The 12,571-nt window shown below is 40.2% G+C and carries 10 protein-coding genes; all 10 read left to right on the top strand.

All coding sequences use genetic code 11. The features are described from left to right. Nucleotides 1-58 precede the first annotated feature (58 nt). The 10 genes from CHJ_RS01675 (at nucleotide 59) to CHJ_RS01630 (ending at nucleotide 12,543) form a co-directional block, all read left to right on the top strand. On the top strand, nucleotides 59-1,168 hold the full coding sequence (locus tag CHJ_RS01675) for an NAD/NADP-dependent octopine/nopaline dehydrogenase family protein (RefSeq protein WP_317916702.1): 1,110 nt from the start codon (nucleotides 59-61) through the stop codon (nucleotides 1,166-1,168). A 99-nt stretch (nucleotides 1,169-1,267) separates the two neighbouring features. Continuing rightward, a complete protein-coding gene (locus CHJ_RS01670; protein WP_317916701.1) occupies nucleotides 1,268-2,674 on the top strand; it encodes a YfcC family protein in 1,407 nt (468 codons plus the stop codon). A 725-nt stretch (nucleotides 2,675-3,399) separates the two neighbouring features. Next, nucleotides 3,400-4,845 carry a YfcC family protein gene (locus CHJ_RS01665; protein WP_171752390.1) on the top strand — a complete coding sequence of 482 codons (1,446 nt, stop codon included), beginning with the start codon at nucleotides 3,400-3,402 and terminating at the stop codon, nucleotides 4,843-4,845. A gap of 925 nt (nucleotides 4,846-5,770) precedes the next feature. Next, entirely contained in the window at nucleotides 5,771-6,991 is a 1,221-nt protein-coding gene (gene arcA / locus CHJ_RS01660; protein WP_171752391.1) for an arginine deiminase, read from the top strand. A gap of 79 nt (nucleotides 6,992-7,070) precedes the next feature. Further along, the gene (arcC, locus tag CHJ_RS01655; protein WP_317916700.1) at nucleotides 7,071-7,982 is read left to right on the top strand and encodes a carbamate kinase; all 912 of its coding nucleotides are present in this window, start codon (nucleotides 7,071-7,073) and stop codon (nucleotides 7,980-7,982) included. Nucleotides 7,983-8,100: 118 nt separating this feature from the next. After that, nucleotides 8,101-9,111: an ornithine carbamoyltransferase gene (locus tag CHJ_RS01650; protein ID WP_171752393.1), complete on the top strand. Its 1,011-nt coding sequence runs from the start codon at nucleotides 8,101-8,103 to the stop codon at nucleotides 9,109-9,111. 411 nt (nucleotides 9,112-9,522) lie between these two features. Beyond that, on the top strand, nucleotides 9,523-10,452 hold the full coding sequence (gene pyrB, locus CHJ_RS01645) for an aspartate carbamoyltransferase (protein ID WP_171752394.1): 930 nt from the start codon (nucleotides 9,523-9,525) through the stop codon (nucleotides 10,450-10,452). Between the two features lie 15 nt (nucleotides 10,453-10,467). Beyond that, nucleotides 10,468-10,932 (top strand): aspartate carbamoyltransferase regulatory subunit, encoded by a 465-nt coding sequence (gene pyrI / locus CHJ_RS01640; protein ID WP_171752395.1) that lies wholly within the window; start codon nucleotides 10,468-10,470, stop codon nucleotides 10,930-10,932. Between the two features lie 581 nt (nucleotides 10,933-11,513). Further along, nucleotides 11,514-12,005, top strand: a complete 492-nt coding sequence (locus CHJ_RS01635) for an arginine repressor (RefSeq protein ID WP_171752396.1) — start codon at nucleotides 11,514-11,516, stop codon at nucleotides 12,003-12,005. A gap of 139 nt (nucleotides 12,006-12,144) precedes the next feature. Then, the gene (locus CHJ_RS01630; RefSeq protein WP_317916699.1) at nucleotides 12,145-12,543 is read left to right on the top strand and encodes a RidA family protein; all 399 of its coding nucleotides are present in this window, start codon (nucleotides 12,145-12,147) and stop codon (nucleotides 12,541-12,543) included. Nucleotides 12,544-12,571 lie beyond the last annotated feature (28 nt).

The raw sequence follows: 12,571 nt of genomic DNA, 5'->3' as shown, positions 1-12,571 counted from the left end.
TTCATTCAATTCCCCCCCTTTTAGGCTAAAAAAACACTCTGGCGTAAAAGGAAAAGTAATGACGACACATATTTCAGTTATTGGCTCTGGTAATGCAGGCTTAACGGCGGCTTATCATTTTTCATATCAAGGTTCTAAGGTCTGTTTATTTGGCTCTAAAGGTTTTGATCAACCGCTTATTGATATAGAGCAGAACGGTGGAATAGAAGCGTTAGCGTCGTATAATGACGTACCACTGTGTTTCTCTGGTCATAGAGCCATAGAAAAGACTACACGGGAAATTAAAGATGCCGTTGAATATTCAGATATTCTCGTTTTACCTGTCCCTTCATTTGCTCAAGAACCTCTGTTTATCGATATGTTGCCCCATCTTAAAGATGGGCAAATCATAGTGTTAATGCCCGGAAATTATGGTTCTCTGGTTCTCAACAAAATAAAAAATGAGCAAGGTTACGGCAACTTAGACATTACTTTCGTCGATGCTATATCTATACCTTGGGCAACGCGTATCGTTGAACCTGCCAAGATCGCAATTCTAGGAATAAAAGAGTTCTTACCTATTGCGACTTTTCCTTCCGATAGAATCGATGCAGTTATAGATAAACTGTCTCCATTCATGCCACTTCCGTTAACCTCTCTTGAAAATGTCCTCTGTGCTGGATTAGAGAATATCAACTTTGGAGGACATCCTTTACTAACGACATTAAATATTGGGCTGCTGGAAAACTTCAGTGGCAATTTCAACTACTACAAAGACTGTTGTTCCGTTTCCACTGCTAAGGCTGCTGCGGTTATGGACAAAGAGCGCTTAGCGGTAGGCAATGCATTAGGGTTGAACTTGCAAAGCGAGCTTAATGCCATGAATGCCCTTTATGCGATGAACTGCAATAGCGTATATGAAATAAACCGTACTTCAGAAACCCATGGAAAACTCAACAGTGCTCCAGATTCTGCACAGAGTCGATACATCACTGAAGACGCCGCTTATTTATTAGTTCCTTGTTTTGAGCTTGGTAAATTAGCTGGCGTTGAAACTCCCATCGTCTCTTCATGCTTACACATAAATAGCGCATATAACGATACAGACTATTTTATCCATGGCCGAACTTTAGAAAAAATGGGGCTAAAAGACATGTCACTTCAGGAAATAAAAGATTACGTCGCCTAGTTACCTAAGGTCTGTTGCCACTTAATACAAGGCAACAGCTATAAGACCAACAGACCCTAACTAATGCATTTCATATCGAAATTACCTTAGGATTATCCAATGAAAAAACTAAAATTTCCTTCTGCTTATACGATTTTAATGATACTCACCGTTTTGATGGCAGCATTAACATGGTTAATTCCCGCCGGACAATATCAGATGGAAGAGAACCAAGCTTTAGGCCGTATGGTCCCTGTTGTGGGTTCTTATCACTCTGTAGAAACCAACCCTCAAACTGTTATTGATATCATCATGGCACCTATACAAGGGTTCTATGACCCCTCGAGTTACGCAGCTCGAGCAATTGACGTTGCACTTTTTGTTTTAATTATCGGTGGCTATTTGGCCGTTGTGACCCGAACCGGGGCAATAGATGCAGGTATATCTGCAACTATGAACAAGTTACATGGTAGAGAAAAATGGATGATTCCAATTTTGATGGGATTATTTGCGTTAGGAGGCACCGTCTACGGTATGGCGGAAGAGACGATCCCATTTTATGCCCTTCTTATTCCCGTCATGATTGCCGCAGGGTATGACTCGATAGTTGCTGTCGCCATCATCATGATTGGAGCAGGAATTGGTTGTCTAGGTTCAACAATTAACCCGTTTGCTACCGTTATTGCCTCAAACGCGGCCGAAGTAAACTTTATGGAAGGTATTTGGCTAAGAATAGCGATACTTCTTATTGGATGGATAATTTGTGTTTACTACGTAATGCGCTACGCAGAGAAAGTTAAACAAGATCCATCATGCTCAGTTGTGTACCATCAAAAGCTCGATAATGAACGGATATTTTTGCACAACAAAGCACAGAGCGCTCCTGAACTGACATCTGTTCGAAAATTAATTTTAGCCATATTTGGCTTCTCTTTTGCACTAATGATTTGGGGAGTATCTGTTGGTGGCTGGTGGATGGCAGAGTTGTCCGCTCTATTTATCGCATCGAGTATTATTGTGGGGCTTATTGGTCAATTGTCAGAAGAAGAGTTAACCCGTAGTTTTATTGACGGAGCTAAAGATCTGCTTGGGGTCGCCATTATTATTGCGATTGCTCGTGGCTTAGTGGTCATAATGGACAACGGTAATATCACACACACTATCCTAAATTATGCAGAAGGATTGCTAGCCGATCTCCCGCAGATTCTCTTTATTAATGCCATTTACTGGATAGAAGTCGTGATGTGTTTGGTGATTCCATCTTCCTCCGGTTTAGCCGTGCTATCTATGCCTATTTTAGCTCCACTAGCAGACTTTGCAGGAGTAGGAAGAGAGTTAGTTGTTACGGCATTTCAGTCAGCTTCTGGATTGCCCAACTTGGTCACACCAACTTCAGGTGTTGTCATGGGTGGATTAGCCATCGGCCGAGTCAGCTATTCAACCTGGTTAAAGTTTATTGGCCCCCTACTCATTACATTAACCGTGGTTATAATGCTCCTTCTAAGTATTGGCACAATCGCTAGTTAATAGAGGATTAAGCCAGTAACCTCGCACTAGATCACACTAAAAAACCACGAATATGCTGATGTCGTGGTTTTTTCTACTTGGAAGAGTTTGATTCAAGTCAAATATCCATCATTTAGTTCTCTATTCACTATCCATCAAATAAATTGCATAAAGTTGCGTTTTATTCAGAACTAGCAGACAAGTACATGGTTAGCTCAGTAAATCTTACCGCATAAAACTTTATTCGATTTCATGTTAATACGGCCTGTTGATGAAGAATTTTGCAAGAACTGGTAAAAAAACTGCATAATCTCCAAATGATCAAATACGTAACAAACACATATTCACCCACATTTCATTAAGACTTACCCACAAACAACTATCTTTAGATTTTTTTTAGATATTTTGTACCACATAAAATGTGAAGAACCACAAAGTTCACTATTCAACTAAGTCCTAATATCTACCCATCAAGTTATTAACCAAACTGTGGTTACGAGCTTAGAGCAAAAAGTAAATACTTTTTCGATTGGTGAGATAAATTTCATGACTATTTTAATTTGCTCAAGTGAGTGCAAAGCGTTTATGAAAATAAAACAGACTTTCAATTCATCATAAATGACAAGCGTTACAAATTTACCCTTTTTCTAAGCACCTGCTTAGAGTCCTCTTTTGCGCTAATGAAATACTTAGCGTGCTATTTCACACCCCAAATATATGATTGATTTGGGTGTAAGGAGATAACCATGACAACTGAAACCGTAAAAAACGAAGGAAAAAAAGGCTTTTTCGCCAATTTTAAATTTCCTTCAGCCTACACCATTCTATTTGCGCTAATCGCAATAGTTGCTTTATTCACTTGGATTGTTCCAGCTGGCCAGTATGACCGTGCGATGAACGAAGATCTTGGTCGTGAAGTACCGATTGCTGGCACATATAAAGCTGTTGATAGTAACCCACAAGGTGTTATCGACGTTCTTCTTGCTCCTATTGATGGTTTCTATGACCATAACTCTTATGAAGCAGCAGCAATTGACGTATCACTATTTATCCTAATCATTGGTGGCTTCTTAGGGTTAGTAACTAAGACAGGCGCAATTGATGCGGGTATCGAAAGAGTAACTCATCGCTTAGAAGGGCGAGAAGAGTTAATGATACCAATATTGATGGCACTATTTGCTGCCGGCGGTACTGTTTACGGTATGGCTGAAGAATCACTACCATTCTATACCCTACTTGTTCCAGTTATGATGGCAGCTCGTTTTGACCCAGTTGTAGCGGCAGCAACCGTTCTACTTGGTGCTGGTATTGGTACTCTTGGTTCAACAATCAACCCATTTGCTACTGTAATTGCGGCGAATGCAGCAGGTATTCCATTTACTACAGGTATGGCTCTTCGTATCGGTATTCTGGTTATCGGTTGGGTTCTTTGTGTTGGCTATGTTATGCGTTATGCAAAAATGGTTCGCGCAGACAAAACTAAATCTATCGTTTTTGATAAGTACGAAGAAAACAAAGCTCACTTCCTAGGTGAAAACGCGGGTGAATCTTTAGAGTTCACAGGTACTCGTAAACTGATTCTTTGCCTATTTGGTGCAGCATTCGGTATCATGATCTACGGTGTTGCTGTTGCAGGCTGGTGGATGGCAGAAATTTCTGCAATGTTCCTTGGCGCAACAATCATCATTGGCTTGGTTGCTCGTATGAGCGAAGAAGATTTTGTAACTAGCTTTATTGATGGTGCTAGAGACCTACTAGGCGTTGCATTAATCATTGGTATTGCTCGTGGTATCGTAGTTATTATGGACCGCGGCATGATCACAGATACAATTTTGAACTCTGCTGAGCATATTGTAACTGGCCTATCTTCTATCATGTTCATCAACGTAATGTACTGGTTAGAAATTTTACTATCTTTCTTAGTACCTTCTTCATCTGGTCTGGCGGTATTGACTATGCCTATCATGGCTCCACTTGCTGACTTCGCTGGTGTTGGTCGTGACCTAGTAGTGACTGCTTACCAATCTGCATCTGGTATTGTTAACCTATTGACACCAACATCTGCTGTTGTAATGGGTGGTCTAGCCATCGCTCGTGTACCATATGTACGCTGGGTTAAATGGGTAATGCCTCTAGTTGGAATGCTAACTGTTCTAATCATGGGTATGCTAAGTATTGGTGCAATCCTTTAATTGCCATTTGATACAAAAAAAACCGCCGTAATGGCGGTTTTTTTATCGCTAGAAAATACTCTCTGCATAAATGAATAAACTCATCTTTAATCAACCTGTAATAATCACTATCTTACTTACTTCATTCAATGACGGTTCTTGTTACAAGCCATTCACCTTCAGCCAGTACTAACCGCCAAAGCCAACCACTTAACTCTTCGCTCAAGCAATAAGCTTCATTCATTGTACCGTTATCAATATTTACTTTATTCCGTTAGTAACAAAGCGATGACGCTTAAACATCGCATCACTGATGTAGACGAGAATAATGCTTAAGGTATTAAGCATATATCGCTAACCCAATAGATAATCAATTAATTCACTGATATTATTCATTGAATATAATTGCAATAAAATTAACTATAAATTTAATTATCCATTCACTTTAAAAACATATCTAACGTATTTAACAAAACAATAACCAATATGTCAGGCTGAGGTAAAAAGATGATACTAGTCACATATCGTAAAGTTTTAATTCCATTTTAAAGTCCATATTTAATCAATATTCATATAGTCAAACAGATAAAGTGCATATTTTTGATTTCATTCATTAACAGTAAAAAAACCATTAGTGAATATTATTCCACGAATATATATTCAACAGTTTATTATCAATGACTTACGTGACTATAAATGCTTTTTTTCAACATACGAATTCCAGAAACAATAAAATTACATAAGAATAAAAAACCCACTTTTATAATTATTCTCTAGATTAAGAAGTTTAAATCTTATGTGATCTATGTCTTAGTTTAATATTCCCCAAGTCGTAATATTAACTCCAACGAGAAACAGAAGATTAATTTTAAAATACATTTAATTCCTCTGTTAAATTGATTAGAAAGACTAATTAACATTAGCATTGATATAGAGAGATAGAATCATGAGTAATTTCTACGTTGGCTCTGAAATAGGTCAGTTACGTCGCGTTCTTCTTCACCGTCCAGAGCGTGCACTTACGCACCTAACACCGTCAAACTGTCACGATCTTTTATTTGATGACGTATTAGCGGTAGAGCAAGCTGGTAAAGAACATGATGTTTTTGCTAATACTCTACGAGATCAAGGTGTTGAGGTTCTACTTCTACACGATCTACTTGCAGAGACATTAGAAGTACCAGAAGCCAAGGAATGGTTACTATCAACTCAAGTATCTGACTACCGTTTCGGTCCACGTTTTGCAAATGACGTACGTTGTTTCCTAAATGACCAAACTAACTCAGAGCTTGCTTCTATTCTTTTAGGTGGTCTAAGTTACGCTGAAATGCCTCTACCTTCATCTTCAATGATGCGTGGCATTCATGCTGACAACGATTTCATCATCAAACCACTACCTAACCACCTATTTACTCGTGATACATCTTGCTGGGTATACGGCGGTGTTTCAATTAACCCAATGGCAAAAGAAGCTCGTCAACGTGAAACAAACCATGTTCGCGCTATCTACCGCTGGCACCCAACCTTCGCTGGCCAAGACTTTATCAAGTACTTTGGCGACGAAGAGAGAAGCTACGATTACTCGACAATCGAAGGTGGTGATGTATTGGTTATTGGTCGCGATAGCGTACTTATCGGTATGTCTGAGCGTACAACTCCACAGGGTGTTGAACAACTAGCAGCTGGCCTATTTAAACACGGTCAAGCGAAACAAGTTATTGCAATGGAACTTCCTAAGCACCGTTCTTGCATGCACTTAGATACAGTAATGACTCACATGCGTGAAGATACATTCTCTATCTACCCTGAAGTTATCCGTAAAGACGTTAAGTGCTGGAGCTTAACAGGTGACGAATCTGGCACAGTAAATGTGAAAGAAGAAGGTTACTTCGTTACAGCGATTGAAAAAGCACTAGGTGTAGACAAGCTAAACCTAATCACTACTGGTGGTGATAGCTTTGAAGCTGAGCGTGAGCAATGGAACGACGCGAACAACGTTCTTACTGTTAAACCAGGTGTGGTTATTGGTTACGAGCGTAACGTATACACTAACGAAAAATACGACAAAGCTGGCATCACTGTTCTTCCTATCCCAGGTGATGAACTAGGCCGTGGTCGTGGTGGCGCTCGCTGCATGAGCTGCCCAATTGAGCGTGACGGAATCTAATCGTAATCCGCTTAATAAAATCCGCTGGCAATAACACTATTGCCAGCGACATACCAAAGAATTCAAGAGAGACAAAGTTATGACTAAGCAAACTGTAGTTGTTGCGCTTGGCGGAAATGCGCTTCTTCGTCGTGGTGAGCCACTAGAAGCAGACACGCAGCGTAAAAATATTGCAACAGCAGCCGAAACCATCGCTGCAATTGCAGAAGAGTATAATGTTGTACTTGTTCACGGCAATGGCCCACAAGTTGGTTTACTCGCTCTGCAAGGTCTGGAATACAAAAAAGTAAGTCCATACCCACTGGATGTTTTGGGTAGTGAAACCCAAGGTATGATTGGCTATATGCTAATGCAAGAACTTAAAAACATCCTTCCACAAAAAGATGTTACCTGCATGTTGACGCAAATGACTGTCGATCCTAAAGATCCTGCATTTGCTGACCCAACGAAACCTATCGGCCCTATCTATGAAGAAGCCGAAGCTCGCGAAATGGCAGAAAAATATCAGTGGACAATTAAGCCTGACGGTCAACACTTCCGTCGCGTAGTTCCGAGTCCATTACCGACTGGTATCGTAGAAGACGATGCAATCACAGCACTAATCGAACGTGATCACCTAGTTATCTGTACTGGTGGTGGCGGTATTCCAGTTAAGCTTGAAGAAGGCAAATTAATTGGTGTTGAAGCGGTAATCGATAAAGATATGTCTGCTGCATTCTTAGCGAAGCAACTAGAAGCTGATGCACTACTTATCCTAACGGATGCAGATGCGGTTTATCTTGATTGGGGCAAACCAACTCAAAATGCACTAAGCAAAACGACACCAGCCGAGTTAGCTAAATTTGAATTTGATGCAGGTTCTATGGGACCAAAAATTGATGCATCATGCGAATTTGTTAACCAAGGTGGTAAGCTGGTTGGTATTGGTTCACTACAAGATGGCCTACGCATCTTGAAAGGTGAAGCAGGAACAAATATTATTGCAGAATAAAAGCATAGTTATTCACTTTTATTCCATTGACGTTACACATTAGACAACATGGCTGGTTATCATCGCAACATTACGCAATGATAACCAAGCAAAACAAATTTATTTAGAGGATACAAACATGGCTTTCAACCTACGTAACCGTAACTTCCTTAAACTACTTGACTTTACTCCACGTGAAATTCAACACATGTTGGATCTTTCTGCGGAACTGAAAAAAGCAAAATACAACGGTTACGAGCAACCTCGTTTAACTGGCAAAAACATCGCACTTATCTTTGAAAAATCATCAACTCGTACTCGCTGTGCATTCGAAGTTGCTGCATTTGACCAAGGCGCTAAAGTGACATATTTAGGCCCATCTGGTTCTCAAATTGGTCACAAAGAGTCAATGAAAGATACTGCACGCGTTCTAGGCCGTATGTATGACGGCATCGAGTACCGTGGTTTTGGTCAAGAGATCGTTGAAGAGCTAGGCGCACACGCTGGTGTTCCTGTATGGAATGGTCTAACTGATGAGTTCCACCCAACTCAAATCCTAGCTGACTTCCTAACTATGATGGAACACGGCCGTGGCAAGCAACTTCACGAAATGAAGTTCGCATACCTAGGTGATGCTCGTAACAACATGGGTAACTCACTAATGGTTGGCGCAGCTAAAATGGGCATGGACATTCGTCTAGTTGCTCCTAAAGCATTCTGGCCTGAAGAAGAGCTTGTTGCACAGTGTCTTGCTATTGCAGAAGAAACTGGCGCAAAAATCACTCTAACTGAAGACGTTAAAGAAGGCGTTGCAGGTTGTGACTACCTATACACTGATGTTTGGGTATCAATGGGTGAAGCAAAAGAAGCATGGGCAGAGCGTATCAACATGATGCTACCTTACCAAGTAAACATGGACATGCTTAAAGCAACAGGCAACCCACATGTTAAATTCATGCACTGCCTACCTGCATTCCACGGTGAAGACACTACTGTAGGTAAAGAACTTGCTCAAGAATACCCAATGCTTAAAGACGGTGTTGAAGTAACGGATGAAGTTGTAGAGTCTAAGCACTCTATCGTATTCGACGAAGCTGAAAACCGTATGCACACAATCAAAGCTGTTATGGTTGCAACTTTAGGTCAGTAATTGCCCTAACAGTGCTCACATACTCGTATTGTAAGCATTAGTTTTAGTCAATCAGTTAAAGCGTCAGCATTATTGCTGGCGCTTTTATTTTTTAACAGCAGCAGAAAACCTCTCACCCACATAGTAAACCACACGCATAAAAATCATCATTCTCACCCTTAGAATTATTTTTCAAAAAACCAACGTAATCGCTTGCGCTCACAAAAATAGAGCGTATAATCCTTCGCAATTTGTCTAGAGAGAGATAGAAATGAGCTTATTGGTTTTACAAAAACTGATTCACCGCCGTAATATATCGGCATTCGACTTATTTTCTATTTTTTCTATTTTTATAAAAGCCTCCTTAATTAGGGGGCTTTTTTTTGTCCAGAATTCGTACTTCTGTACGTCAATTGAAGAGGGAAGATAGCCATGACAGTTTCGCTGTTTAACAAGCACATTATCTCAATACCAGAGCTAAGTCGTGAAGAGCTAGAACTTATTGTTACTACTGCTGGGAAATTAAAAGTTGACCCTAATCCAGAACTACTTAAAAACAAAGTCGTTGCAAGTTGTTTCTTTGAGCCATCAACTCGTACACGTTTATCATTTGAAACAGCAGTGCAACGTTTAGGTGGCACTATTATAGGCTTTGATAATGGTGGCAATACCTCACTAGCGAAGAAAGGAGAAACGCTGGCAGACTCAGTGCAAGTCATCTCATCTTATGTGGATGCATTCGTTATGCGCCACCCACAAGAAGGAGCAGCCAGATTAGCGTCTGAGTTCTCCAATGGTGCTCCCGTGATAAATGGCGGCGACGGAGCTAACCAGCACCCAACGCAAACCTTACTGGATCTCTTCTCCATTTATGAAACACAAGGACGATTAGATAACCTGAATATTGCTCTAGTGGGTGACCTAAAGTACGGCAGAACTGTCCACTCCCTAACGCAAGCATTGGCAAAGTTTGACAACAACCGCTTCTTCTTCATCGCGCCGGACGCCTTAGCAATGCCTGACTATATCTGTGAAGAGTTGGATGACGCATCAATCCCATATAGCTTGCACCAAGACATGTCATCCGTCATTCCTGAATTGGATGTGCTTTATATGACTCGAGTGCAAAAAGAGCGCTTCGACGAATCAGAGTATGCTCATATCAAGTCAGCCTTTATTCTTGCTGCTGAGCAACTTACTGACGCAAAAGATAATTTAAAAATCCTTCACCCTCTTCCTCGTGTGGATGAAATTGCCACTGATGTAGATAAAACTAAACACGCCTATTACTTCCAACAAGCTGAAAATGGCGTATACGCGCGTGAAGCTCTATTGGCCCTAGTACTAAACAAAGAACTATAAGAGAGGAATGACATCATGGTGAATAAAACACAACTGCAAGTTGAAGCAATTAATAACGGCTCAGTTATCGACCATATTCCTGCCAATATTGGCATCAAAGTACTTAAGCTGTTTAAGATGCATAAAAGCAATCAGCGCATAACGATAGGGCTAAACTTGCCTTCTTCTGCTCTAGGTGCAAAAGACTTAATCAAGATAGAAAATGTCTATATCACCGAAGAACAAGCCAGCCAACTGGCTCTTTATGCGCCAAAAGCAACGGTAAACCAGATTGAAAATTATGAAGTAACCAAGAAACTGGCGTTAACACTACCAGAAAAAATTGAAGCGGTATTTGAATGTCCAAATTCAAACTGCATCTCTCATGGAGAGCCGGTAGACAGCAGCTTTAATGTCATCACCAAAAAAGAAGATGTACAGCTAAAGTGCAAATACTGTGAAAAAGTCTTCTCACGCGAAGTTGTGACTGAGCGTCGCTAGCATCCTATGCGAAAGAGAAATAAAAGGTGGCATCAATGAGTTTAATTCAAGCAAAGGCAATGGATGGATGAGTATCTCCTTTCACGGTTAGCCAGCGCAGACAAGGGCGTACTGACCTGACTTAGCTAATTAACTCAACACAAAAAACCGCTACTATTTAGCGGTTTTTTGACATCCGTTTTCATGCCTCAACTCGCCAAAATAGCATAACAAACCGTATCAATGGTTTTGCATATTCACGCTAACCCATTGCAACATCTATCAATAGTCTATAATCACCCCCACCCTACTGGGTAAAGTCGCTATTTTATTGCATAAGAATTGCATTTTTATACCAATTTTTATGCAATTATCAGTTTATTATTTGGTGATAAAGGTCAAATAATCAATGTCTTGTTACTGCTAAGATGCTTGCATATTTTGAATTAAATGCAATATATAACAAATAGATAGATATATTCTCATTATTCATTTTTATACGTTAATTACGATCTGCTCCGACTGGATAATTGTGATTAAAATAGGACAAGTTACAAAAGGACATTGAGTTTCTATTACTTCAAGAACTTAAGGAGTTCACTGTGAATGATTTCAGTAACTCAAGCACGCTCGACATCTCACAAGATGAAAATATCACCGCGGCTTGCAAACGTTTGTTGCAACAACGTAGCTTTACCACCCAAGATGACCTAAGAAAAGCGCTAATTGCAATGGGGTTTATTGATGTTAGTCAATCGACGGTATCAAGAATATTAACCCGTTTAGGTGTTGCAAAAGTTCCTAACGCTTACGGTAAAAAAGTCTACTGTTTAACCATTGAAAACGAAGGCGTACAAGTTGACTCTGCCATTTCGTCTCAAATTGAATTTATTACTCACAACCAATTGCTTGTCGTTGTTCGTACTCACCCTGGTTGCGCCCAGCTAGTTGCCAGAATTATTGATATGCAACCACATCAGGAAATACTTGGAACGGTAGGTGGTAATGACACAGTTATGGTTGCACCTAAAGATATTAACCGCATAGACGCGTGTGAAGCTATTGTACGTCAGCGCTTAGGTGTTCCTGTGTAAAGCTATTGACCCCAAATTGCTAAAAATGCACACTAAAGCCAAAAGATAGTTACTATTTTTTGGCTTTTTATTTGTATAAGCCTGATGACATATCAGGCAAAAACTTAGCTCAGGTCATATCATTAAATAAGGATAAATAATGACAAAAGTTCTCCATACCGAGCAAGCTCCTGCTGCCATCGGTCCTTACGTTCAAGGCGTAGACCTTGGTAATATCATTATGACTTCTGGTCAAATCCCAGTGATCCCGTCAACAGGAGAAGTGGTATCAGAAGAGGTTGCTAAGCAGGCTCGACAATCTCTAGATAATGTAAAAGCCGTAGTAGAGTCAGCAGGATTACAAGTAAAGGACATCGTAAAAATGACGGTGTTTGTTAAAGATCTCAATGATTTTGCCACTGTAAATGAGGTTTACGGTGCTTTTTTTGATGAGCATCAGGTCGCTAATTATCCCGCACGCTCGTGTGTTGAAGTCGCTCGCTTACCTAAAGATGTAAAAATTGAAATCGAAGCGATTGCAGTTAGACAAGGTATGTAAGTATTAACTAACCTAAATTAATCTCAAC

Source organism: Vibrio sp. MACH09, from assembly GCF_033238805.1.
GTDB lineage: Bacteria > Pseudomonadota > Gammaproteobacteria > Enterobacterales > Vibrionaceae > Vibrio.
The sequence above is the reverse complement of the archived record's forward strand: the minus strand, read 5'-3'. Positions and strand labels throughout refer to the sequence as shown.

Coding starts and splice junctions, on each gene's coding strand:
- arcC (WP_317916700.1), top strand. CDS start 7,071: ATGACTAAGCAAACTGTAGTTGTTGCGCTTGGCGGAAATGCGCTTCTT.
- arcA (WP_171752391.1), top strand. CDS start 5,771: ATGAGTAATTTCTACGTTGGCTCTGAAATAGGTCAGTTACGTCGCGTT.
- CHJ_RS01675 (WP_317916702.1), top strand. CDS start 59: ATGACGACACATATTTCAGTTATTGGCTCTGGTAATGCAGGCTTAACG.
- pyrI (WP_171752395.1), top strand. CDS start 10,468: ATGGTGAATAAAACACAACTGCAAGTTGAAGCAATTAATAACGGCTCA.
- CHJ_RS01650 (WP_171752393.1), top strand. CDS start 8,101: ATGGCTTTCAACCTACGTAACCGTAACTTCCTTAAACTACTTGACTTT.
- CHJ_RS01670 (WP_317916701.1), top strand. CDS start 1,268: ATGAAAAAACTAAAATTTCCTTCTGCTTATACGATTTTAATGATACTC.
- CHJ_RS01665 (WP_171752390.1), top strand. CDS start 3,400: ATGACAACTGAAACCGTAAAAAACGAAGGAAAAAAAGGCTTTTTCGCC.
- CHJ_RS01630 (WP_317916699.1), top strand. CDS start 12,145: ATGACAAAAGTTCTCCATACCGAGCAAGCTCCTGCTGCCATCGGTCCT.
- pyrB (WP_171752394.1), top strand. CDS start 9,523: ATGACAGTTTCGCTGTTTAACAAGCACATTATCTCAATACCAGAGCTA.